Raw genomic sequence first — 21923 nt, 5'->3', positions numbered from 1 at the left:
TCCGCCGGGTCAGCGCCCGCGGATTAGCGCTGGCGCCTGCCCCGCCCCCGGCCCTTTCGCTGCCGGGCCGGGGGGGCGCCCGCGGGCGGCGTCTGCCGGCGGGGGTGCTTGCCCGTCGGGGTCCGCCGCCCCTCGCCGGCGGATCCGGTGCCCGGCGGCTGGTGGGCGGGCACCAGGTGACGTTTGCTGTTGCCGATCAGGTCCGCGCGGCCCATGCGCTGCAGGGCCTGGCGCAGCAGCGGCCAGTTCTCCGGGTCGTGGTAACGCAGGAAGGCCTTGTGGAGCCGACGCGTGCGCAGACCCCGGGCGGTGTGCACCGGGGCGCCGCCCTCCGGCCCGACCCGGCGCAGCGGGTCGCGGCCGCTGTGATACATGGCGGTGGCCAGCGCCATGGGCGTGGGCAGGAAGGCCTGCACCTGGTTGGGCCGGAAGCCGTTGCGCTTGAGCCACAGGGCCAGCTGCAGCATGTCCTCGTCCGTGGTGCCCGGGTGGGCGGCAATGAAGTACGGGATCAGGTACTGCTCCTTGCCCGCCCGCCGGCTGTAGTCCTCAAACAGCGCCTTGAAGCGATCGTAGGTGTCCATGCCCGGTTTGAGCATCTGCCCCAGGGGCCCGGGCTCCGTGTGCTCCGGCGCGATCTTCAGGTAGCCGCCGACGTGGTGGCTGACCAGCTCCCGCACGTAGGCCTTGGAGTGGATGGCCAGGTCGTAGCGCACGCCCGAGGCCACCAGGACCTTCTTCACGCCGGGGCGTTGCCGGGCCTGGCGGTAGAGGTCGATCAGCGGCTCGTGATCGGTATCAAGGTTGCGGCAGATGCGGGGGTAGAGGCACGACATGCGCCGGCAATGGGCCTCGGCCTGCGGGTCCTTGCAGCCCATGCGGTACATGTTGGCACTGGGGCCGCCGAGATCCGAGATGACCCCGGTAAAGCCCTCGGTGCGCTCGGCGATCTCGTCGATCTCGCGCAGGATCGACTCCCGGGAGCGGGACTGGATCAGCCGCCCCTCGTGCTCCGTAATCGAGCAGAAGCTGCAGCCGCCGAAGCAGCCGCGCATGATGCTCACCGAGAAGCGGATCATCTCCCAGGCGGGGATCCGGCGTCCGGCGTAGTCTGGGTGCGGCCCCCGCTGGTAGGGCAGTTCGTAGAGGGTGTCCAGCTCCTCGGTGCTCAGCGGCAGCGGAGGCGGCGTGATCCAGACCTCCTGATCGCCGTGGGCCTGCACCAGGGTCCGGGCGTTGTGCGGGTTGGTCTCCTGGCGGGTGATGCGCGCCAGCTCGGCAAAACGATCCGCGTCCCGGCGCACGCTCTCCCAGTCCGGCAGCCGCAGCACGCCCTGCTGGTCGGCCGGGTCGTCCTCCGCGGGGCCGGGAGCGGGGCGGGCGTAAGCGATGCCGCGCACGTCGCGGATCCGCTGCGGCGGCTCGCCGGCGGCGATGCGGTGGGCGACCTCGACCAGGGCCCGTTCCGCGTTGCCGTAGAGCAGCAGGTCGGCCTTGGCGTCGAGCAGCACCGAGCGCCGGACCTTGTCGGACCAGTAGTCGTAGTGGGCCAGGCGGCGCAGGCTGGCCTCGATCCCGCCCAGGAGGATCGGCGTGTCGCGGTAGGCCTGGCGCAGGCGCTGGCTGTAGACGATGGTGGCCCGGTCGGGGCGGCGTCCGCCCTCGTCATCGGGGCTGTAGGCGTCGTTGCTGCGGCGCCGACCATCGGCGGTGTACCGGTTGACCATGGAGTCCATGTTGCCGGCGGTGACGCCAAAGAAGAGGTTCGGTGCCCCCAGGGCCTGGAAGTCGGTGGTGTCGCGCCAGTCGGGCTGGGCGATAATACCCACGCGGAAGCCCTGGGCCTCGAGCAGACGGCCGATGATGGCCATGCCGAAGCTCGGGTGATCGACGTAGGCGTCGCCGGTGACCAGGATGATGTCGCAGCTGTCCCAGCCCAACTCGCCCATTTCTCGCCGGGACATGGGCAGAAACGGCGCTACGCCGAAGCGGGCCGCCCAGTAGGGGCGGTAGGAGAACAGTGCGGGGGGCTTCGAGTCGTTCACGCCGTCATGGTAACCGGCGCAGCGGGGCGCGTCATGGACGTTTTATGTGCCGCGGCCGCAACTTGAGCGGATCCCGGGGCGGCGCTAGGGTGTCGGGCTCGAATCATCGCCCCGGAGTCCATGTGTCATGAAGATCGAGCAGCAGACCCTCACCGTGCAGACCCGCGGCCGTGGGACCCATGAGCTCACCCGTCGCCTCGCCGACGCCATTGGTGAGTACGGCGTTTCGCGTGGCCTCGCGCATGCCTTCTGCCACCACACCAGCGCCTCGCTCATGATCACCGAGAACGCCGATCCCAGTGTCCGCGCCGATCTGGAGCGGTTCATGGCCCGTGTAGCGCCGGACGGCGACCCCATGTACGAGCACGACATGGAGGGCCCTGACGACATGCCGGCCCACATCCGCAGCATGCTCACCGGCAGCGGCGTGACCATCCCGATCAGCGGCGGTCGCCCGGCGCTGGGGACGTGGCAGGGGCTCTACCTCTGGGAGCACCGCAGCGGGGGGCATGCTCGACGCGTGACGCTGACGCTGATCGGGGAGTGACGGGAAGAGTCACGATCGAGTCACGCGGGTCGCCGGGAGGCTGGACGCAGTACGTGGGTTTTTGCGTAACGATGGATTGGAGGGCGGGAAATGGTGGGCCCGGTCGGATTCGAACCGACGACCAAGGGATTATGAGTCCCCTGCTCTAACCACTGAGCTACAGGCCCGTCGGAGGGGATAGGGATCCCGCAGGGATCAAAACACAACCCCGGGGCGCCGGCAACGGCACCCCGGGGATCGGCTCGGGCGCGGGTTACTCCTCCAAGAAGCTGCGCAGTCCCTCCGAGCGGGTCGGGTGGCGCAGCTTGCGCAGCGCCTTGGCCTCGATCTGGCGGATGCGCTCGCGGGTGACATCGAACTGTTTGCCGACCTCTTCGAGGGTATGGTCGGTGTTCATGTCGATGCCAAAGCGCATGCGCAGGACCTTGGCCTCCCGGGGCGTCAGCCCGGAGAGTACCTCGCGCACCGACTCGCGCAGGCCTTCGGAGGTGGCCGAGTCCACCGGCGAGGTGACGCTGGTGTCCTCGATGAAGTCGCCCAGGTGGCTGTCCTCGTCGTCGCCGATGGGCGTCTCCATGGAGATCGGCTCCTTGGCGATCTTGAGGACCTTGCGCACCTTGTCCTCGGGCATCTCCATGCGCTCGGCGAGCTCCTCGGGGGTGGCCTCGCGGCCCATCTCCTGAAGCATCTGCCGCGATACCCGGTTGAGCTTGTTGATCGTCTCGATCATGTGCACCGGGATGCGGATGGTCCGCGCCTGGTCGGCGATGGAGCGGGTGATGGCCTGGCGGATCCACCACGTGGCGTAGGTGGAGAACTTGTAGCCGCGCCGGTACTCGAACTTGTCCACCGCCTTCATCAGGCCGATGTTGCCCTCCTGGATCAGGTCCAGGAACTGCAGGCCGCGGTTGGTGTACTTCTTGGCGATGGAGATGACCAGGCGCAGGTTGGCCTCGACCATCTCCTTCTTGGCGCGGCGGGCCTTGGCCTCACCGATGGACATGCGGCGGTTGATCTCCTTGATCTCCGCCACGGAGAGGCCGTTCTTGTCGGCGATCTCCTTGAGATCCGCCTGGGCCTTGCGGATGGTCTCGGCGTGCGGCTTCAGTCGCTCGGCGCGCTCGCCCCCCTCGGCCAGCAGGTCGTCGAGCCAAGTGGGGTCGGTTTCGCGATCCTGGAAGCTCTTGACGAACTCCTTGCGAGCCATTCGCCCTTCGCGGGTGCACAGATTCATGATCTCGCGCTCTCGGGCGCGGATCGTATCCACCGTGCCACGCAGCCGGTCGGCCACAGCGTCCACCACCTTCGGGGTGAACTTGATGCTCAGGAAGATCTCCTCCAGCTCGCCCCGCAGTTCGGCGATGCGCGGTGCGGCCGAACCCTCGCTGGCCAAAACCTCCTGCATCTCGTTGTAGGCGGCCCGCAGGCGCTCAAAGAGCTCCGCCACCGCCTCGGGATCGGGGCCGGTTTCGGTGGCGGTGGTCTCCTCCTCGTCCTCGGTGGCGGTCTCCGGGGCGGCAGCGGGGGCCTCCGGAAGCTGCTCGGAGCCGTCCTCGCGGTCACGGAAGCCGGCAAGGATGTCGGTCAGCCGGGCCTCGCCCTCCTGGGCGCGGTCGTAGAGCATGATCAGCTGCCGGGCCGCCTCCGGGTAGGAGGAGAGGGCCATCAAAGCACGGTCGAGCCCGTCCTCAATCCGCTTGGCCAGCTCGATCTCGCCCTCGCGGGTGAGCAGCTCGACGCTGCCCATCTCGCGCATGTACATGCGCACGGGGTCGGTGGTCCGGCCGAACTCGGCGTCCACGGCGGCGAGGGCGGCAGCGGCCTCTTCGGCCTCGTCCTCGTCGGTGGCCACGGTGGTTTCAGCCAGGAGCAGCTCGTCCGAGTCCGGGGCCGTCTCGTGGACGTTGATCCCCATGTCGTTGATCATGCCGATGATATCGTCGATTTGATCGGGGTCGACGATATCGTCGGGGAGGTGGTCGTTAACCTCCGCGTAGGTCAGAAAGCCCTGCTCTTTGCCCTTGGCGATGAGCTGCTTGATTTGCGACTGTTGATCCTGTGACATAGGCGATCGGTCTGATCCGCGGTTGCTCGGGGAAGGCGCCGCTGGGCGGAACCGTACAGTGTAGCGTCCAGGTTCGGGTTCCTTCAAGGGCGCGTCAGGTTTTAGAGGCGAAACGCCGCGCGAAGTTCCTCCATCTCCTGCTGTTCATCGGCGCTGATCCGGCCCCGCTTGAGCCGGTCCATCAGCAGCTGCAGTCGTGTCGCCTGACGCAGCCGCTCCTGCTCCAGGTCCATGGTCTGCTCATCCCGTTCCTCCTGCTCGAGCTCACGGACCAACCGCTTCTGCTCGTTGTGGATGATCTGCTCCTCGATCCGCATGAGGGCGTCCTGGAGTTCCTGCTGGTGGTCCCCCTCGGCCATGGCGGTTCGTTGCCAGGCCGCCAGCCGGTGTAGCGGGGTCTCGTGCGGGGTGTCGCGGAACCGCTCCAAGACCCTTGCCGTTGTGATATTGGGTTCCGTGCGCGCCAGTTCAAGGAGCTGTTGCAGCAAGTCTAGTCCAGGAATGTCTCGATCGGCGAAGCGGTCCGGGTCGCCGGCGTACGCCGCGAGCTGCGGCTGCTGCAGCAGCAGGGCGATGGCGTGGCGCACGGGGGTGCGCTGCAGGCTTGTCTCGGGACTGCGTGGGGCGCTGCGCGGCTGCGCGGCGCCTTGGTTGCGGGTGGCTTCGCCCCGTCCTTCGAGGATGCGGTCGATGCGTTCGGGCTCGGTGCGCGTCAGCTCGGCGAGCTGGCCGATCAGCGTCTCGCGCACGATGCCCCGTGGTAGCCGCCGCAGCGGGTTGCTGGCCCGTTCCAGCAGGCGGGCGCGGCCGTCGACGGTGGTCAGGTCGCACTCCTCGCCGAGGTGGGCCAGGAAGAATTCGATGACCGGCGTGGCGGCATCCAGGCGTGCTTCGAAGGCCTCGCGGCCCTCGCTGCGCACCAGGTCGTCGGGGTCGCTGCCCTCGGGCAGCAGCAGCACGCGGACCTCGCGGTCGCCCTGCAGGACTGGGAGCAGGTTCTCGACGGCGCGCAGCGCCGCGCTGCGGCCGGCGTCGTCGCCGTCGAAACAGAGCACCAGTTCGTCCGCGGAGCGCAGTAGCAGCGTCGCCTGCTCGGCGGTGGTGGCGGTACCCAGGGTGGCGACGGCGCCAGGGATGCCCTGCTGGGTCAGGGCGATGACATCCATGTACCCCTCGACCACGATCAGCCGGCCGGGGCGGCGCTCGGCTTGAAGGGCTTGGTAGAGGCCGTAGACTTCACGGCCCTTGTGGAAGACCGGGGTCTCCGGGGAGTTGAGGTACTTGGGCTCGCCGTCGCAGACCACTCGGGCGCCGAAGGCCACCACGCGACCGCGGCGATCGTGGATCGGGAAGGTAATGCGATCGCGGAAACGGTCGTAGGTCTTCTGTTCCCGTTCGATGATCAGTCCGGCGCGGATGGCCGGTCGCGGGTCATCGAGCTGGCGCAGGAGGTTGTCCCAGCCCGGCGGGGCGAAGCCGAGGCCGAAACGGGCGGCCACCTCCCCGGAGATCCCGCGCCGACGCAGGTATTCTACGGCGCTCTGGCGCGCGGGGTGGTTGCGCAGTGCGTCGCGGAAGAACTGGTGGGCGTGGGCCAGAGCGCGGTACAGCGGGGCGTATTCGTCGGCGGCCCGGCGGGCCCCGCCGCCGTCCGGGATTTCCAGGCCAACCCGGCCGGCCAGCTCCTCAATGGCCTCACGGAACTCCATGCGGTCGTGTTCCATGAGGAAGCGGATCGCCGTGCCGTGGGCACCACAGCCGAAGCAGTGGTAGGTCTGTCGTTCAGGATTGACGTTGAACGAGGGGGTGCGCTCGTCGTGGAAGGGGCAGCGCGCCTTGTAATTGCTGCCGGCCGGGCGCAACGGCACGCGCTCGCCGATGACGGCGACGATGTCGGTGCGTTGCAGCACCTCATCGATGAACTCATCGGGGATCCGCCCGGCCATCGGCCAGCCTCCGGGGTCTGGAAGGCTCCAGACGGTATCGCGGCGAGGGCGGGGTCAGCCGCCGAGGCGGTTCTTGACGCGAGCGCTGACTGCGCCGAGGTCGGCCCGCCCCTGGAGCTTCTCTTTGAGAGATCCCATGACGCGGCCCATGTCCTTGATCGATGCGGCCCCTGAGTTGTTGATGGCCTCTTCGATCAGGGCGTCGATCTCTTCATCGCTGGCCGCTTGGGGAAGGAACTCGGAGAGGATCTCGATCTCTCGTTCCTCGGCCTCGGCCCGGGCGGTCTGGCCGGCGTCGCGGTACTGCTCCGCGGACTCCCGCCGCTGCTTGACCGCCTTGGCCAGGACATCGATGGCCGCGCTGTCGTCGGTGGCGAGGTCACAGCGCTCGTCCACCTCACGCTGCTTGAGTGCCGCGCTCGCCGAGCGCAGGACCGCCAATCGCTCCTTGTCGCCGGAACGCATGGCGGATTTCACTGCCTCGAGCACGGTTTCCTTGACGCTGCTGGGTGCGGCCATCGGTTCCTGGGTCCGGGGGTCAGTAGGGCCGCTGGCGCCGCTGCTGCTCGCGGTTGAGCCGCTTCATGTGCCGCTTGACGGCGGCGGCCTGCTTGCGCTTACGCACCTGCGTGGGCTTTTCGTAGTACTCGCGCCGGCGGATCTCGGACAGCACGCCCGCCTTCTCGCAGGAACGCTTGAAGCGGCGCAGGGCCACCTCGAATGGCTCGTTTTCGCGGACTTTCACAATCGGCATGCGCTCGTCGACCCCTTCGTCGTTGTCCATGGCAAATGATTATCCGGGCATTTCAGCCCAAAGATAAACGAGCAGTCTAGTTGCCATGAGGGGGGTATTTCAACCTCGCCGTCGGCGTTTTTTCGGGTAGGGGCGACTGCCATCGGGCTGCGTGTTGAAGCGCTTGTAGGTCCACTGGTACTGCGCCGGAGCGATGCGCACGCACTGCTCGACTCCCCGGTTGATCGCCGCCGTGGCCGAGGTCGGGTCGCGGTCGGCGACGTCAGGGTCGGCGGGCAGGAAGTGCAGATCGTAGCCGCGACCGGCGGGGAGTCGCTCGGCGAACGCGAATAGTGGCACGGCGCCGGAGCGCTGGGCGATGCGCCCGGCCAGGGTCATGGTCTTGGCGGGGACCCCGAAAAACGGCGCGAAGGGTTCACTGCCGTCCGGCTCCTGGTCGGGCAGGATGCCGACCACCTCCCGGCGGGCGAGGGCGCGCAGTACGCCGCGCACGCCCTGGGGGCCGGCGGGGAGCAGGCGGGCTCCGTTGCGCGAGCGCCCGGCGAGCAGGATGGGTTCCAGAGCGGGCTGGCGGGGGGGGCGGTACAGGGCCGTGAGCGGTTGTCGCGCAGCCACCCAGAGGTTGAGCAGTTCCCAGCAGCCGATATGGGGGGCGAGCAGGAGCACGCCCCGACCTTCATCCAGGGCCTGGTCGAAGTGGGTTCGGCCGTGGACCTGGCGCACCCAGCCGACCACCCGTTCAGGCGGGCGCTTAAAGACCGGCGCGATCTCCAGCGCGGTCTTGCACGTCTCCTGCAGGGCGTTGCGAACCAGGCGGCGCCGCGCGCCCGCGGCCAGATCCGGGAAGCAGAGGCGCAGGTTGATCTCGGCGACCTGCCGCGTCCGATTGGGCAGGTAGGCCAGGGTGGTGCCGACCGCCGCACCGACGGCGTGCAGTACGGGCAGGGGCAGTCGGGCCAGGACGGAGAGGGTCCATTCCAGGCTGCGTGGTGGGGCTGGCTCTTCGGTCATGGCGATAGCTAACCTGTTCCCGGGGCGGCAAGGCAACCCGGGCGGTGGTGTTCGGGGGCAGGCTCGCTACACTTTCCCGGTGGGGTGCCATGCGCGCCCGGGACGAGCCTTTACCCATGTGGCCGTGCCCGGAGTTCTTCGTGAGGACATACAGGAGAGGATTCCAATGAGCGGTAACCAACCGATGGAAGAAATGGTCCGGAACTGGACCGAGATGCAGCAGCGCATGTGGGATACGTGGCTGCAGACGGTGCGTGGCATGCAGATGCCCACCGGGGTGTCCCAGGGCGATGAGTGGCAGCGCCACTATCAGCAGAACCTGGAGGCCTGGGAGAAGGCGGTCCGCGAGGCCCTCGACGCCCAGGTGCAGTGGGCGCAGAAGTGGGCACAGCAGGCCGGTGCCGGAGAGCATGCCAGCGAGGGGATGCAGGAGGCGGTTAAGCAGACCCAGGAGATGATGAAGTCCTGGACCGAGGCGCAGAGCAAGCTCTGGAACGCCTGGTTCGACAGCGTGAAGAACATGGATCCGTCCCGCATGGCGGAGCAGTGGGACTCGGAGGGCCAGCGCGTGCTCCAGGCCTGGCAGGATGCGACCAAGCGGGCCCAGGAGGCGATGCAGGAGCTATCCGGAACCGCGACGTCGGGGGCTGCCGGCTCGCAGAAATCCTCTGCAGGGCGAAGCACCTCGGGCGGCAGCAAGAAGGCCTGATCGGACGAAAAAAAAAGCCGACGCATCCTGCGTCGGCTTGAACCCGCTTCCCTCGGGCTAATGGGCGGGGGCCTTACTCTTCCTTGAGCGGTCCCTGAAGGCCGAGCGATCCATCGCCCCACCCAGGCTCCCGCACAATCGACTGGGCTCTTCCGTTAAGCCTCAGGAGTTCGACTGCCGGTAGCCGTGGTCTACAATGCCCCAGCGCCCGTAGCAGGGAAATCAGGGGCAGCCGCAGTGCGTGTAAGACAAATCTGACATCGTCGGCGATGATCACCGTTATTCAGCGTTCAGGAAGGGCCCGGGTTTGGGTCGAGGGCGAGGTTGTCGGGCAGATCGGGCACGGGCTGGTCGCCCTGGTCTGTGCCGTGCGCGGGGATGGCCCGCAACAGGCCCGGCGCCTGGCCGAGCGGGTGCTGGGCTACCGAGTGTTTCCGGATGACGCCGGGCGCATGAACGCCTCCGCCCTCGATCGGGCCTGCGGTGTGCTAGCTGTGCCGCAGTTCACCCTGGCCGCGGATACACGCAAGGGCATGCGGCCGAGCTTCGGACCCGCTGCCGACCCCCAGACCGGTCAGGACCTGTTCGGTATCTTTCTGGATGCTCTGCACGCCCGGGCGACGGGGCCGGTGGCCGCCGGGGTCTTTGGCGCGGACATGCAGGTTGAGCTGGTCAATGACGGGCCGGTGACCTTCTGGCTGGAGGCGCCGCCGGGGCCGGCCGGCGCCGTGTGATATCCTCGTTCGCCCGTCGGGCGTCAGGCCCGGATCGATTCCAACCTGCGAGGGCGTTACGGCCATGGCCAAGCGAACGGCAGAAGTCGAGCGCACCACCGGCGAGACCGCCGTGCGGGTGCGGGTGGATCTCGACGGCGAGGGGAGCGCAGAACTCGACTGCGGGGTCCCCTTCTTCGAGCATATGCTCGCCCAGGTGGCCCGTCACGGCGGCTTGGATCTGCACGTCCAGGCCAAGGGGGACACCTGGATCGATGACCACCACACCGTGGAGGACGTGGGCATCGCGCTCGGGCAGGCGCTGGCTCGTGCGTGGGGCGACAAGGCCGGGCTGACCCGCTACGGGTACGCCTATGTGCCCCTGGACGAGGCGCTATCGCGTGCCGTGCTCGACCTCTCCGGCCGGCCCGGGCTCGTCTATGAGGCCGAGTTCCCGCGGGCGCTGATCGGACGCTTTGATACCGAACTCGTCGAGGAGTTCTTCCGGGCCCTGACCAGCCACGCTGCGGTGACCGCGCACCTGGACGTGCTGCGCGGACGCAATGCTCACCACATGGTCGAATGCCTTTTTAAGGCCTTCGGGCGCGCGCTGCGCCAGGCCGTCAGCCTGGATGAGCGCGCCGCGGGTCGGATCCCTTCCACCAAGGGGGCCCTCTAGCCATGAGCCGGGTGGCCATCGTTGACTACGGTATGGGCAACCTGCGCTCGGTCTACCGGGCCCTGGCCCACGCCGCCGGTGACGAGTCGGGTCTCGAGGTGACCGCCGACCCCGCCCGGGTCCGGGATGCCGAGCGTGTTGTACTCCCGGGCGTCGGCGCCATCGGCGACTGCATGACCGAACTCGACCGCCTCGGGCTGACCGCTGCCCTAATCGAGGCCGCGCAAAGCCGTCCCTTCCTCGGTATCTGCCTGGGGATGCAGGCGCTGCTGACCCACAGCGAGGAGAGCGGCGGGGTGGACGGCCTGGGTGTGCTGCCCGGACGTGCCGTACGATTCCCAGACGGCGAGCGCGACGGCCGCGGGCGGCCGCTGAAGGTGCCGCACATGGGCTGGAGCCGGGTGCACCGGCCTTGCCGGCACCCGCTGTGGGCCGGCATCGAGGACGGGACTTGGTTCTATTTCGTGCACAGCTACTACGTCGTGGCCGACGATCCGGGCATCATCGTCGGCCAGGCCGAGCACGGGTGCCGTTTCGCCGCCGCCGTGGCGGACGGGCCCTGCTTCGCCGTGCAATTCCATCCGGAGAAGAGCCAGGACGCGGGCCTGCGCCTCTACCGCAACTTCCTCGACTGGGACGGGAGCTGGACGTGATCGTAATCCCCGCCATCGATCTCAAGAACGGCCACTGTGTGCGGCTGCGCCAGGGCCGGATGGACGACGAGACCATCTTTGACGCCGACCCCGTGGCAGTGGCCGGGCGCTGGGTGGCGGCCGGCGCCAGGCGCCTCCACCTGGTCGACCTCGACGGCGCGGTGCAGGGCCGGCCTGCCCACGAGGAGACGATCCACGCGATCGCCCGCGCCTACCCCGATACGCCGCTGCAGATCGGCGGTGGCATCCGCAGTCGGGATACGGCCCTGCGCTACCTGGACGCCGGCGTGGGTTACGTCATTGTCGGCACCCGTGCCGTGCGCGAGCCGGCTTTCGTGGAGGAGCTCTGCCGCGAGATCCCCGGGCGGGTGTGCGTGGGGCTGGATGCGCGGGGCGGGTACGTCGCCACCGATGGCTGGGAACAGACCTCCGAGGTGGCCGCCGTCGACCTCGCTCGCCGGTTCGAGGACGCCGGCGTGGCGGCGTTGATCTTCACGGACATCGGCCGGGACGGGATGATGCAGGGCTGCAACGTCGAGGCCACCCGCGAGCTGGCCCGGGCCGTTTCCATCCCGGTGATCGCATCCGGCGGTGTCAGCAGCCTCGAGGACGTGCGCAGCCTGGCCGCGAGCCCGGAGGGCATCGCCGGGGCCATCGTGGGGCGGGCCATCTACGACGGCGGCCTTGACCTGGCCGCCGCTATCCGCACGGCGCGGGAGGCCGGCGATGACCGCTAAGCGCATTATCCCTTGCCTGGATGTGGATGGCGGCCGGGTGGTCAAGGGCGTCCGTTTCGTGGACATTCGCGACGCTGGCGACCCCGTGGAGATCGCCCGGCGCTACGACGCCATGGGGGCTGACGAGCTGACCTTCCTGGATATCACCGCCAGCCACGAGGAGCGCGATACCATCTACGATGTGGTGGAGGCGGTGGCCGGGCAGGTCTTCATCCCGTTGACCGTCGGTGGCGGCGTGCGCACCGTGGCCGACGTGCGCCGCCTGCTCAATGCCGGCGCCGACAAGGTGGCTATCAACACCGCGGCGGTTCACCGCCCGGAGTTCGTCCGCGAGGCCGCCGAACGCTTCGGCTCGCAGTGCATCGTGGTGGCGGTGGACGCCAAGCAGGTTGAGGAGGATCCGCCGCGCTGGGAGGTCTTCACCCACGGCGGGCGCAATCCCACCGGGCTCGAGGTCATCAGCTGGTGCCAGCGCCTGGTGGCGCTGGGAGCCGGCGAGATCCTGCTGACCAGCATGGACCGAGACGGCACAAGGGCCGGTTTCGATCTCGGCCTGACCCGCGCCGTCGCCGATGCGGTGACCGTGCCGGTGATCGCCTCCGGCGGCGTGGGGGATCTGGAACACCTGGCCGATGGGGTCGACGAGGGGGGAGCCGATGCCGTTCTGGCGGCGAGCATTTTCCACTTCGGCGACCACACCGTCGGCGAGGCCAAGGCGTACATGGCGGAACGCGGTATCGAGGTCCGACAATGAGCGAAGCCGGAACCGGGCGGTCGGCGGCCGACACCCTGCGCGAGCTGGCCGAGACCATCGAGCGGCGCCGCGGTGCATCGCCGGATGCCTCCTATGTGGCGCGGCTTCACCACAAAGGCTTGGACGCCATCCTCAAGAAGGTTGGCGAGGAGGCGACCGAGACGGTGATCGCCGCCAAGGGCGGCGAGCGGGAACAGATCGTTTATGAGACCGCCGATCTGTGGTTCCATACTCTCGTCATGCTCTCCGCCAGTGGGGTGTCGGTGGATGAGGTGCTGGCGGAGCTGGAGCGACGGGTGGGCCGTTCGGGCCTGGACGAGAAAGCGGCCCGCGGCGAGTGAGCAACGCATAACGGAAGGCGCCGCACGGCGTCGGAGGGTGAGGAGATGGGATTCAATATCTGGTCGCTGCTGATCATTCTGCTGATCGTGGCGCTGCTGTTCGGCACCAAGAAGCTGCGCAATATCGGCGGGGACCTTGGTGGTGCCATCCGCGGCTTCAAGGAGTCGATGCGGGAGGGCGAAGAGGAAGAGGCGCAGAAGCGCGCCGATGGGGAGTCGTCGGAGGAGCCCGAGCCGCTGGAGCACCAGGGCGACCCCGCCTCCGAGCAGGGCCACGCCCGGGAGAGCAGTGCCACCCGCCAGAGTGCCGAGCAGCACGACCGTAGCGCCTCCTGAGAGGCGCCGGCGCGCCTCCGGTACGGCCCTGACGCAGGATCGCCATGTTCGACCTCGGCTTCTGGGAAGTTCTGATCATCTGCCTGATCGGCTTGCTGGTGCTCGGCCCCGAGCGCATGGCTCGTACCGTGCGCGTGCTCGGCCGATGGGCCGGGAAGGCGCGCTCTTCGTTCAACGCGACGCGCCGCGAGGTCGAGCGCGAGCTGCGGGTCGAGGAGATTCGCAAGGCGGGCGAGTCGGTTCGGCGCGATGTCGAGCAGACCCGCCGCGCCTTCACGGGGGCTGAGGAACACGTCGAGCGGGAGACCCGGGAGGCCCGGCGCGCCGCCCGGCTCCGCAGGGCCGAGGAATCCGAGGGCGGTAAGCCGCGCGGCGCCGACAAGGAGCAGGACCAGTGAGTGCCGGCGAGCCCGACGAGAAAGAGGGGGGTGACGAGAAGCTTCAGGAGGCACCGCTGCTTAGCCACCTGAAGGAGTTCCGCGACCGCCTGCTGCGCATCGTCGTGGTGGTCCTTGGGGCGTTCCTGCTCCTCTACCCCTTCCGGGACACACTCTACCGCTGGATCTCCGGGCCGCTTCAGGAAGTCCTGCCCGAGGGCACCTCGATGATTGCTATCAAGGTGGCCTCGCCGTTTCTGATTCCCATGAAGCTGGCCCTGGTGGCGGCCATCTTCATCACCATCCCCTACATCCTCTACCAGCTCTGGGCCTTCGTGGCGCCGGGGCTGTACCGCCACGAGCGGCGGATGATCTGGCCGTTGCTGATCTCCAGCACCGGGCTGTTCTATCTTGGGGCGGCCTTCGCCTACTTCGTGGTCTTCCCGATTGCCTTCCGCTTCTTTGCACTGGTCTCCCCGGAAGGCGTGCAGATGATGACGGATATCGGCGAATACCTGTCGTTCGTGCTGACCCTGTTCTTCGCCTTCGGTGCGGCCTTTCAGGTGCCGATCGCGACCATCCTTCTGGTGCGCAGTGGCATCTCCACCCGGGAGAGCCTGGCGGCCAAGCGCCCCTACGTGATTGTCGGTGCCTTCGTGGTGGGTATGATGCTCACCCCGCCCGATGTGCTCTCGCAGGTGCTGCTGGCCGTGCCGGTGTGGTTGCTCTACGAGATCGGCATCCTGCTCGCCGGACGGACGCAGCCCGCCGAGGCCGCCTCACCGGACGGCGGCGGAGGCGATCACGGTTAGCGGTGGCGCCCGGGGTGCGCCGGCCCGCCGGGGCCGCCGCGCCCCGGGCGCACGGGTTCTCTCCGTTCGCTCCGAGCCTTAGAGTGGTGGCATGACTGATCGCGGCCTTTTCGAACACCTTCGCAACACCTCCTACCTGCACGGGGCCAATGCGGCCTTCATCGAGGACCTGTACGAGACGTACCTGGCCGATCCGAGCCGCGTGGACCCGGAGTGGCGCGCCTACTTCCACAGCCTGACCCGGGAGTCCGGCACCGGTGAGGACATCCCGCACAGCCCCATCCGGGCCCGCTTTGAGCAGCACGCGCGGGACAATGGCGGCACTCCGGCGCGGGCCTCCGGCGCTGTCCAGGGCGGGCTGAGCGCCGAGGCGGCCGAGAAGCAGGCGGCGGTGCTGCGGCTGATCAACTCCTACCGTTTTCGGGGTCACCAGGCGGCGGATATCGACCCCCTGGACCTGCGCCCGAAACCGCCGGTGCCGGATCTCGATCCGGCCTTCCACGGCCTGTCGCCGGCGGAGCTGGACCAAACGTTCAACACCGGGTCCCTCTACGCGCCGACGCAAATGACGCTGCGCGAGATCATCGCTCAGCTCGAGGAGGTCTATTGCGGGTCCGTCGGTTCGGAGTACATGCACATCACGGATACGGTGCAGAAGCGCTGGATCCAGGAGCGGCTCGAAGGGACCGGTTGCCGTCCGCGGCTGAGCGCCGCGCGCAAGAAAGAGATCCTCGAGCGCCTGACTGCGGCCGAGGGTATCGAGAAGTACCTGCATTCCAAGTACGTGGGCCAGAAGCGGTTCTCCCTGGAGGGTGGGGACTCGCTGATCCCCCTGCTCCACGACCTGATCCAGGGCGCCGGACGCGAGGGCGTCAAGGAGATGGTGCTGGGCATGGCCCACCGGGGCCGGCTCAACGTGCTGATCAACATCATGGGCAAGGACCCGGGCGACCTGTTCGCCGAGTTTGAGGGCCATCAACCCGACGGGCTGCAGGGCTCCGGCGACGTCAAGTACCACATGGGCTTCTCGTCGGACATCCAGACCCCGGGCGGTCCCATGCACGTGGCTCTGGCCTTTAATCCGTCGCACCTGGAGATCGTCAACCCGGTGGTCGAGGGCTCCTGCCGCGGGCGCATGCGCCGGCGTCGCGATCCCCAGGGCGAGCAGGTCCTGCCCCTGCTCATCCACGGTGACGCCGCCTTCGCCGGGCAGGGCGTGGTCATGGAGACCTTCCAGCTCTCCCAGGCCCGCGGTTTCTATACCGGGGGTACGGTGCACGTGGTGGTCAACAACCAGATCGGCTTCACCACCTCGCACCCGCAAGACACGCGCTCGAGCCACTACTGCACCGAAGTGGCGAAGATCGTTCAGGCGCCGATCTTCCACGTCAACGGCGATGACCCCGAGGCGGTAGCCTTCACCACGGCCCTGGCCCTGGATTACCGCAACACCTTCCACCGCGATGTGGTCATCGATCTGATCTGCTACCGCCGCCACGGCCACAACGAGGCCGACGAGCCGGCGGCCACGCAGCCGATGATGTACCAGAAGATCCGCAACCAGCCGACGGTACGCCAGCGTTACGCCGAGCGGTTGGTGCAGGAAGGCATCCTCGGGCCGCGGGAGTCCGAGGAGATGGTCGCCGCCTACCGCGAGGCCCTTGAAAACCGGGAGGTGGTGGCGTCGAACATCCTCACCGGCGTGCGCAACGACTACGCCGCGAACTGGACCCGGTTCGTCGGCGGCGAGTGGAATGAGCCGGTGGAGACCGCCGTGGACAAGGAGCGCCTGCGCGGGCTGCAGCAGATTCTCGACGCCCTGCCCGACGGCTTCGAACTCAATCCGCGGGTGGCCTCCATCATGGAGAGCCGGCGCAAAATGGTCGCCGGTGCGCTGCCGCTGGACTGGGGCTTTGCCGAGACCATGGCCTACGCCACGCTGCTGCAGGACGGCTACCGCGTGCGTCTGACCGGCCAGGACTCCGGCCGGGGGACCTTCTTCCACCGCCACGCCGTGCTGCACAACGCCCGTGACGGCTCCAACTTCGTGCCGCTGCAGGACGTGACCACCGAGCCGCAGGACTTCGTAGTCATCGACTCGCTCCTCTCCGAGGAGGCCGTGGTCGGTTTCGAGTACGGCTACGCCACCACTGAGCCGGACACCCTGACCATCTGGGAGGCGCAGTTCGGTGACTTCGCCAACGGCGCGCAGGTGGTCATCGACCAGTTCATCGCCGCGGCCGAGGCCAAGTGGGGGCGGCTGTCGGGGTTGACCATGTTCCTGCCCCACGGCTACGAGGGGCAGGGGCCGGAGCACTCGTCGGCCCGCCTGGAGCGCTACTTGCAGCTGTGTGCCGAGAACAACATGCAGGTCTGCGTGCCCTCGACGCCGGCGCAGTTCTTCCACATGCTGCGCCGGCAGATGCTGCGCCGCTACCGCAAGCCACTGGTGGTGCTGACGCCGAAAAGCCTGCTTCGGCACAAGCTCTCCACCTCCGGGCTTGACGACCTGACCGGCGGCCACTTCCACAACATCATCGATGAGGTGGACGGGCTCGATCCCGCTGCCTGCCGCCGGGTGGTGCTGTGCGCCGGCAAGGTCTACTACGACCTGCTCGAGGCCCGCCGGCGGGAGGCCCGCAATGACATCGCCATCATCCGGGTCGAGCAGCTCTACCCGTTCCCGGAGAAGGCGCTGCGCCGGCTGCTGACCGAGCGCTACGCGGCCGCCACCGAGGTGGTCTGGTGCCAGGAGGAGCCGAAGAACCAGGGCGCCTGGTACTCCACCAACCACCACCTCTACAACTGCATGGGGCCGGATCAGCGGCTGCGCTACGCCGGGCGCTCGGCGGCGGCATCGCCGGCGGTCGGCTACCCCAAGCGCCACCACGAGCAGCAGCGGGCGCTGGTCGAGGATGCCCTTGGCTAGGCGGCACGCGGCGATCGAGCCCGGACGAGAACACCAGAGAAGGGGACCTGCATGAGCGTCGAGATCAAGGTGCCAGCGCTGCCCGAGTCCGTCAGCGAGGCGACGGTGGTGGCCTGGCATAAGCAGCCCGGCGAGGCGGTGAGCCAGGACGAGAACCTGGTCGATCTGGAGACGGATAAGGTGGTGCTGGAGGTCCCGGCGCCCGCCGACGGTGTGCTGCAGGGGATCGACCGTGCGGTGGGCGATACGGTCACCCCGGACGATATCCTCGGGCACGTCGAGGCGGGTGCCGCACCCGCCACCGATGACCCCCCGGCCGCCGAGACCGCCGCGGCGGCCGCGGCCGGCGGACAGGCGTCGGACGACGCCGAGCCGGCCCCCCAGGGCGGGGAGGACACGGCCCCCGAGGCGCCCGTCGCGGCCGCGGACGCGGAGGCGGCACCGGCGGCGAGCCTGGACGGGCTCAGCCCGGCGGTGCGCCGTCTGGTCCGCGAGCACGACCTGGATCCTGCCCGGATCGAGTCCTCCAGTGGCGACGGTCGCCTGACCAAGGAAGACGTGCTCCGCCATCTGGAGCGTCGGGCCGAGGCCGAGGCAGCGCCCACCGCGGTTACAGCACCGCAGAGCGCCCCCGCCGCCGAGGCCGCCCCGCTGGGCGACCGACCCGAGCAGCGGGTGCCCATGACCCGGCTGCGCCAGCGTATCGCCGAGCGTTTGGTCGAGGCGCAGCAGACCGCGGCCATGCTCACCACCTTCAACGAGGTGGACATGCAGCCGGTGATGGATCTGCGCGCCCGTTACCGCGAGCGTTTCGAAAAGGCCCACGACGTGCGCTTAGGCTTCATGTCGTTCTTCGTCAAGGCGGCGGTCGAGGCCCTCAAGCGCTATCCGGCGGTCAACGCCTCGATCGACGGCAATGACATCATCTACCACGGCTATTACGACATCGGCATCGCCGTCTCCTCGCCGCGGGGGCTGGTGGTGCCGGTGCTGCGCGACGCCGACCGCCTCTCCTTCGCCGAGATCGAGTCACAGATCAACGAGCTCGGCAAGCGTGCCCAGCAGGGCAAGCTGAGCATGGACGAGCTTACCGGCGGGACTTTCACCATCACCAACGGCGGGATCTTCGGGTCGCTGCTCTCCACGCCCATCCTCAACCCGCCTCAGAGCGGCATCCTGGGGATGCACAAGATCCAGGAACGACCGGTGGTCGAGGACGGTGAGATCGTGGTCCGGCCGATGATGTACCTGGCCCACACCTACGACCACCGCATCATCGACGGCCGCGAGGCGGTGCAGTTCCTGGTGGCCGTCAAGGACTGCATCGAGGATCCCGCCCGGCTGCTGCTCGAAATCTAGCGGCGCGGGCCCAGGATCCGCCCGGGGCCGGAGGCCCTCGAGCGCACATACAACCACAGAACAGGGTCGCAACATGTCCAATCACTACGATGTCATCGTTATCGGTGCCGGCCCCGCCGGATACAGCGCTGCCATTCGCTGCGCCCAGCTGGGCATGCGCACTGCCGTGGTCGACGCCTTCGTCTTCAAGGACGGCGAGCCCGCCCTCGGCGGCACTTGCCTGAACGTCGGCTGCATCCCCTCCAAGGCGCTGCTCGACAGCTCGGAGCAGTATCACAAGGTCACCGAGCAGCTCAGCGCCCACGGCATCACCGCCCAGGGGGTGGAGCTGGATGTGGAGAAGATGATCGCCCGCAAGGACAAGGTGGTTAAGGATCTCACCGGGGGCATCCGTCAGCTGTTCAAGGCCAACAAGATCGAGTGGATCCACGGTCACGGCCAGTTGGTCGAGGCGAAGACCGTGGAGGTCCGCCGCTCGGATGGCACCAGTGAGCGCTACAGCGCCGACTCCGTCGTACTGGCCACCGGCTCGCGCAGCGTCGAGATCGGCGCCGCAGCGCTGGATCACGAGCGCATCGTCAACTCCGACGGGGCGCTGGACTTCACCGAGGTGCCGCAGCGGCTCGGCATCATCGGCGCCGGGGTCATCGGCCTCGAGATGGGCTCGGTATGGAGCCGCCTCGGCTCGGAGGTGGTGCTGCTCGAGGCGCAGGACGAATTCCTCGGGCCGGTGGACCGCCAGGTGGCGCGCACGGCCCAGAAGGAGTTCAAGAAGCAGGGGCTGGATATCCGCCTGGGTTGCCGGGTCACCGGCACCCGGGTCGACGGTGGGGTCACGGTCTCCTACGAGGACAAGAACGGTGGGCAGGAGCTGGAGGTCGACCGCCTCATCGTCTGCGTCGGCCGGCGACCCAACACCGATGACCTCTGCTCGAAAGAGGTCGATCTGCTCCTCGACGAGCGTGGCTTCATCAATGTCGACGAGGACTGCAAGACCAACCTGCCCGACGTCTACGCCGTCGGCGACGTCGTGCGCGGGCCGATGCTCGCCCACAAGGGCCAAGAAGAGGGCATCCTGGTGGCGGAACGGATCGCCGGCAAGGGCGGGCACCTCAACTACGAGACCATCCCGTGGGTGATCTACACCGACCCCGAGATCGCCTGGGTGGGTCGGACCGAGGAGCAGCTGAAGAAGGCCGGCATCCCCTACAACACCGGGGTTTTCGGCTTTGCTGCCAACGGGCGGGCCCGTGCCATGGACCAGACCGCTGGGATGGTCAAGCTCATCGCCCACGCCGAGACCGACCGGTTGCTCGGGGCCCACATCATCGGTCCGCAGGCCTCCGAACTCATCGCCGAGGCGGTGGTGACCATGGAGTTCGCCGGCTCCGCCGAGGACATCGCGCGCACCATCCACGCCCACCCGACGCTCTCCGAGTCCGTCCACGAAGCGGCCCTGGCCGTGGGTAAGCGGGCCATCCATAAGGCCAACTGAGCCGGTACGCGCCGTGCGCCGCCCCCGCACGGGGCGGCGCCGCCGCGTGCGGTCCGGATTCCGTTGCACCGAGGCAGTGCCGCTGGAGCACCGCTTTCGGGTATTCTGGACCCATGACCACCATCCGTACCGTCGCGACCACTCTTCCGATCCTTCTCCTGCTGGCCGCGTGCGCTACTCCCGAGCGGGCGCAGGACCGCGAGCCGGCCGGGGTCCGTGAGGATCCCCCCGCCCCCTTGGCCGAGGCCGAGCCCGAGCCCATCGAGGCCCCCGAGACTGTCCCGGAGCCGGCACCGGGGCTGGGTACCGCCGATGAACCGTTCATTGCCCGCGGGCAGGAGCCGGGGTGGATGCTGCGCATGGACGGCGAGCGCATGCGGCTGCTGGCCGATTACGGCCGCCTCGAGGTGGCCGCCGCGCAGCCGGACCCGGAGGTAACGGACACGGCCCTGCGCTATACGGCGGAGACCGATAACGGCCGCGCGCTGGAGGTTGTCGTCGAGCAGGCGCTGTGCGCCGATGTGGCCACCGGCATGCCGCACCCGTACCGCGTCGACTACACCCTGGACGGTACGCAGCATCGCGGTTGCGGCGGCGATCCCCGGGCGTTGCTGACCGGGGGTGAGTGGCAGATCGTGGCCGTCGACGGCGAGATCCCCGAGGCAATCATCACGCTCGATCTCGATGCCGAGGGGCGGGTTCACGGGCAGGCGCCGTGTAATCGCTACGCCGGCGCCTACCGGCTGACCGGCGAGCGGATCGTGTTCAGCGGCCTGGCCGCCACGCGCATGGCCTGCCGCGACGCGGGCCTGGCGGAAGCCGAGCAGGCGTTCCTGGATGTGCTCGCCGGGGTGTACTTCCTCTATATGCCCGAAGTCGACCGTCTGCGCCTGCTGACCGCGGATGGCAGGCGCCTGGAGGCGGTCCGCGCGGAGGAGGCCGGCGGGGTGGCGCCGTGAGCGTTCGCCCCTGCCCCCTGTGCGGCAGCTCGGCGGTGCTGTTCCATCGGGCCGAGCGCACGTATTACCGATGCCCGAGCTGCGCCCTGGTCCACGTACCGCCCCAGCAGCACCTGTCGGCGGCGGACGAGAAGGCTGTCTACGACCAGCACCGGAATGCGGTGAACGACCCGGGCTACCGGCGCTTCCTGGCCCGGATCGCCGATCCGCTGATGGCCGCGGTGGTGCCGCCGGCGCGCGTGCTGGATTTCGGTTGCGGCCACGGCCCCGCGCTGGCGGCGATGTTCCGTGAGGCAGGCTATCAGGCCGAGGTCTACGATCCCTTCTACTTCCCCGATCCGTCGCCGTTGCGCGATCGCTACGAGGTGGTTACCGCCACCGAGGTGGTCGAGCACCTGGCCGAGCCGGCGGCCGAGCTCGACGGGCTCTGGGGGTGCGTGCGACCCGGGGGTTGGCTGGGTATCATGACCAAGCGCCAGCCGTCCGCCGAGGCGTTCGGTGCCTGGCACTACCTGCGCGACCCGACCCACATCGCCTTCTTCGCCGAGGTGACCTTCTGCTGGTTCGCCCGACGCTGGGGCGCGGAGCTGCACCTGCCGCGGGACGATGTCGCCCTGTTGCGCCGCCCGGTCGCCGGCGGCGCGGGCTGAGGACAGTCGGGGCCATGCCTGCTATGTTCACCCGAGACCGCTGCACCTTCAG

General features: G+C 68.7%; 22 protein-coding genes and 1 tRNA gene. 16 read left to right on the top strand and 7 right to left on the bottom strand.

The features are described from left to right. Nucleotides 1–23 precede the first annotated feature (23 nt). A complete protein-coding gene (locus CCR79_RS06405) occupies nt 24–2045 on the bottom strand; it encodes a YgiQ family radical SAM protein (protein ID WP_201169996.1) in 2022 nt (673 codons plus the stop codon). A 127-nt stretch (nt 2046–2172) separates the two neighbouring features. Here CCR79_RS06405 and CCR79_RS06400 point away from each other — a divergent pair, with 127 nt between their 5' ends. After that, on the top strand, nt 2173–2592 hold the full coding sequence (locus CCR79_RS06400; RefSeq protein WP_201169994.1) for a secondary thiamine-phosphate synthase enzyme YjbQ: 420 nt from the start codon (nt 2173–2175) through the stop codon (nt 2590–2592). A gap of 91 nt (nt 2593–2683) precedes the next feature. Here the strand turns inward: CCR79_RS06400 and CCR79_RS06395 are convergent. The 6 genes from CCR79_RS06395 to CCR79_RS06370 form a co-directional block, all read right to left on the bottom strand. Continuing rightward, nucleotides 2684–2759, bottom strand: a tRNA-Ile gene (locus tag CCR79_RS06395). Nucleotides 2760–2845: 86 nt separating this feature from the next. Further along, entirely contained in the window at nt 2846–4657 is a 1812-nt protein-coding gene (gene rpoD / locus CCR79_RS06390) for an RNA polymerase sigma factor RpoD (RefSeq protein WP_201169992.1), read from the bottom strand. Nucleotides 4658–4758: 101 nt separating this feature from the next. Further along, nucleotides 4759–6603 (bottom strand): DNA primase, encoded by a 1845-nt coding sequence (gene dnaG / locus CCR79_RS06385; RefSeq protein WP_201169991.1) that lies wholly within the window; start codon nt 6601–6603, stop codon nt 4759–4761. A 54-nt stretch (nt 6604–6657) separates the two neighbouring features. Further along, nucleotides 6658–7122, bottom strand: a complete 465-nt coding sequence (locus tag CCR79_RS06380) for a GatB/YqeY domain-containing protein (protein WP_201169990.1) — start codon at nt 7120–7122, stop codon at nt 6658–6660. A 19-nt stretch (nt 7123–7141) separates the two neighbouring features. Further along, the gene (rpsU, locus tag CCR79_RS06375) at nt 7142–7357 is read right to left on the bottom strand and encodes a 30S ribosomal protein S21 (RefSeq protein ID WP_011813897.1); all 216 of its coding nucleotides are present in this window, start codon (nt 7355–7357) and stop codon (nt 7142–7144) included. Between the two features lie 99 nt (nt 7358–7456). Continuing rightward, complete coding sequence (locus CCR79_RS06370; protein WP_201169989.1) at nt 7457–8368, bottom strand: lysophospholipid acyltransferase family protein; 912 nt, start codon at nt 8366–8368, stop codon at nt 7457–7459. 166 nt (nt 8369–8534) lie between these two features. On the opposite strand from CCR79_RS06370, the gene CCR79_RS06365 reads away from it, so the two are divergent. From CCR79_RS06365 to CCR79_RS06295, 15 genes are all read left to right on the top strand, one after another. Then, nucleotides 8535–9077 carry a hypothetical protein gene (locus CCR79_RS06365; protein WP_201169988.1) on the top strand — a complete coding sequence of 181 codons (543 nt, stop codon included), beginning with the start codon at nt 8535–8537 and terminating at the stop codon, nt 9075–9077. Nucleotides 9078–9346: 269 nt separating this feature from the next. Beyond that, nucleotides 9347–9811: a D-aminoacyl-tRNA deacylase gene (dtd, locus tag CCR79_RS06360; RefSeq protein ID WP_201169987.1), complete on the top strand. Its 465-nt coding sequence runs from the start codon at nt 9347–9349 to the stop codon at nt 9809–9811. A 64-nt stretch (nt 9812–9875) separates the two neighbouring features. Continuing rightward, complete coding sequence (gene hisB / locus CCR79_RS06355; RefSeq protein ID WP_201169986.1) at nt 9876–10469, top strand: imidazoleglycerol-phosphate dehydratase HisB; 594 nt, start codon at nt 9876–9878, stop codon at nt 10467–10469. 2 nt (nt 10470–10471) lie between these two features. Beyond that, a complete protein-coding gene (hisH, locus tag CCR79_RS06350; protein ID WP_201169984.1) occupies nt 10472–11122 on the top strand; it encodes an imidazole glycerol phosphate synthase subunit HisH in 651 nt (216 codons plus the stop codon). Continuing rightward, nucleotides 11119–11859: a 1-(5-phosphoribosyl)-5-[(5-phosphoribosylamino)methylideneamino]imidazole-4-carboxamide isomerase gene (gene hisA, locus CCR79_RS06345; protein ID WP_201169982.1), complete on the top strand. Its 741-nt coding sequence runs from the start codon at nt 11119–11121 to the stop codon at nt 11857–11859. The genes hisH and hisA overlap by 4 nt, the downstream gene beginning before the upstream one ends. Continuing rightward, entirely contained in the window at nt 11849–12613 is a 765-nt protein-coding gene (hisF, locus tag CCR79_RS06340) for an imidazole glycerol phosphate synthase subunit HisF (RefSeq protein WP_201169980.1), read from the top strand. The genes hisA and hisF overlap by 11 nt, the downstream gene beginning before the upstream one ends. Continuing rightward, nucleotides 12610–12954, top strand: coding sequence for a phosphoribosyl-ATP diphosphatase (locus CCR79_RS06335; protein ID WP_201169978.1), 345 nt, complete (start codon nt 12610–12612; stop codon nt 12952–12954). The genes hisF and CCR79_RS06335 overlap by 4 nt, the downstream gene beginning before the upstream one ends. A gap of 45 nt (nt 12955–12999) precedes the next feature. Next, a complete protein-coding gene (gene tatA, locus CCR79_RS06330; RefSeq protein ID WP_201169976.1) occupies nt 13000–13290 on the top strand; it encodes a Sec-independent protein translocase subunit TatA in 291 nt (96 codons plus the stop codon). A 44-nt stretch (nt 13291–13334) separates the two neighbouring features. Beyond that, nucleotides 13335–13688 carry a Sec-independent protein translocase protein TatB gene (gene tatB / locus CCR79_RS06325; protein WP_201169974.1) on the top strand — a complete coding sequence of 118 codons (354 nt, stop codon included), beginning with the start codon at nt 13335–13337 and terminating at the stop codon, nt 13686–13688. Further along, nucleotides 13685–14479, top strand: a complete 795-nt coding sequence (gene tatC / locus CCR79_RS06320) for a twin-arginine translocase subunit TatC (protein WP_201169972.1) — start codon at nt 13685–13687, stop codon at nt 14477–14479. The genes tatB and tatC overlap by 4 nt, the downstream gene beginning before the upstream one ends. A gap of 91 nt (nt 14480–14570) precedes the next feature. Beyond that, nucleotides 14571–17408, top strand: coding sequence for a 2-oxoglutarate dehydrogenase E1 component (locus CCR79_RS06315; RefSeq protein WP_201169970.1), 2838 nt, complete (start codon nt 14571–14573; stop codon nt 17406–17408). A 51-nt stretch (nt 17409–17459) separates the two neighbouring features. Beyond that, nucleotides 17460–18767 (top strand): 2-oxoglutarate dehydrogenase complex dihydrolipoyllysine-residue succinyltransferase, encoded by a 1308-nt coding sequence (gene odhB, locus CCR79_RS06310; protein ID WP_201169967.1) that lies wholly within the window; start codon nt 17460–17462, stop codon nt 18765–18767. 73 nt (nt 18768–18840) lie between these two features. After that, nucleotides 18841–20262 (top strand): dihydrolipoyl dehydrogenase, encoded by a 1422-nt coding sequence (lpdA, locus tag CCR79_RS06305; RefSeq protein ID WP_201169965.1) that lies wholly within the window; start codon nt 18841–18843, stop codon nt 20260–20262. A 113-nt stretch (nt 20263–20375) separates the two neighbouring features. Next, complete coding sequence (locus CCR79_RS06300) at nt 20376–21221, top strand: META domain-containing protein (RefSeq protein ID WP_201169964.1); 846 nt, start codon at nt 20376–20378, stop codon at nt 21219–21221. Then, a complete protein-coding gene (locus CCR79_RS06295; protein ID WP_201169963.1) occupies nt 21218–21871 on the top strand; it encodes a methyltransferase domain-containing protein in 654 nt (217 codons plus the stop codon). The genes CCR79_RS06300 and CCR79_RS06295 overlap by 4 nt, the downstream gene beginning before the upstream one ends. The last annotated feature ends 52 nt before the right edge of the window (nt 21872–21923 follow it).

The organism is Halorhodospira halophila (genome assembly GCF_016653405.1).
GTDB lineage: Bacteria > Pseudomonadota > Gammaproteobacteria > Nitrococcales > Halorhodospiraceae > Halorhodospira > Halorhodospira halophila_A.
This window is presented reverse-complemented; position numbering and strand designations above follow the sequence as displayed.

Bases quoted from the DNA above. Each gene is read 5' to 3' on its own strand.
- dnaG (WP_201169991.1), bottom strand. From the start codon at position 6,603: ATGGCCGGGCGGATCCCCGATGAGTTCATCGATGAGGTGCTGCAACGC.
- tatB (WP_201169974.1), top strand. From the start codon at position 13,335: ATGTTCGACCTCGGCTTCTGGGAAGTTCTGATCATCTGCCTGATCGGC.
- lpdA (WP_201169965.1), top strand. From the start codon at position 18,841: ATGTCCAATCACTACGATGTCATCGTTATCGGTGCCGGCCCCGCCGGA.
- CCR79_RS06370 (WP_201169989.1), bottom strand. From the start codon at position 8,368: ATGACCGAAGAGCCAGCCCCACCACGCAGCCTGGAATGGACCCTCTCC.
- CCR79_RS06365 (WP_201169988.1), top strand. From the start codon at position 8,535: ATGAGCGGTAACCAACCGATGGAAGAAATGGTCCGGAACTGGACCGAG.
- CCR79_RS06400 (WP_201169994.1), top strand. From the start codon at position 2,173: ATGAAGATCGAGCAGCAGACCCTCACCGTGCAGACCCGCGGCCGTGGG.
- tatA (WP_201169976.1), top strand. From the start codon at position 13,000: ATGGGATTCAATATCTGGTCGCTGCTGATCATTCTGCTGATCGTGGCG.
- hisH (WP_201169984.1), top strand. From the start codon at position 10,472: ATGAGCCGGGTGGCCATCGTTGACTACGGTATGGGCAACCTGCGCTCG.
- hisB (WP_201169986.1), top strand. From the start codon at position 9,876: ATGGCCAAGCGAACGGCAGAAGTCGAGCGCACCACCGGCGAGACCGCC.
- CCR79_RS06315 (WP_201169970.1), top strand. From the start codon at position 14,571: ATGACTGATCGCGGCCTTTTCGAACACCTTCGCAACACCTCCTACCTG.
- CCR79_RS06380 (WP_201169990.1), bottom strand. From the start codon at position 7,122: ATGGCCGCACCCAGCAGCGTCAAGGAAACCGTGCTCGAGGCAGTGAAA.
- rpoD (WP_201169992.1), bottom strand. From the start codon at position 4,657: ATGTCACAGGATCAACAGTCGCAAATCAAGCAGCTCATCGCCAAGGGC.
- CCR79_RS06335 (WP_201169978.1), top strand. From the start codon at position 12,610: ATGAGCGAAGCCGGAACCGGGCGGTCGGCGGCCGACACCCTGCGCGAG.
- CCR79_RS06300 (WP_201169964.1), top strand. From the start codon at position 20,376: ATGACCACCATCCGTACCGTCGCGACCACTCTTCCGATCCTTCTCCTG.
- hisF (WP_201169980.1), top strand. From the start codon at position 11,849: ATGACCGCTAAGCGCATTATCCCTTGCCTGGATGTGGATGGCGGCCGG.
- odhB (WP_201169967.1), top strand. From the start codon at position 17,460: ATGAGCGTCGAGATCAAGGTGCCAGCGCTGCCCGAGTCCGTCAGCGAG.
- dtd (WP_201169987.1), top strand. From the start codon at position 9,347: ATGATCACCGTTATTCAGCGTTCAGGAAGGGCCCGGGTTTGGGTCGAG.
- rpsU (WP_011813897.1), bottom strand. From the start codon at position 7,357: ATGCCGATTGTGAAAGTCCGCGAAAACGAGCCATTCGAGGTGGCCCTG.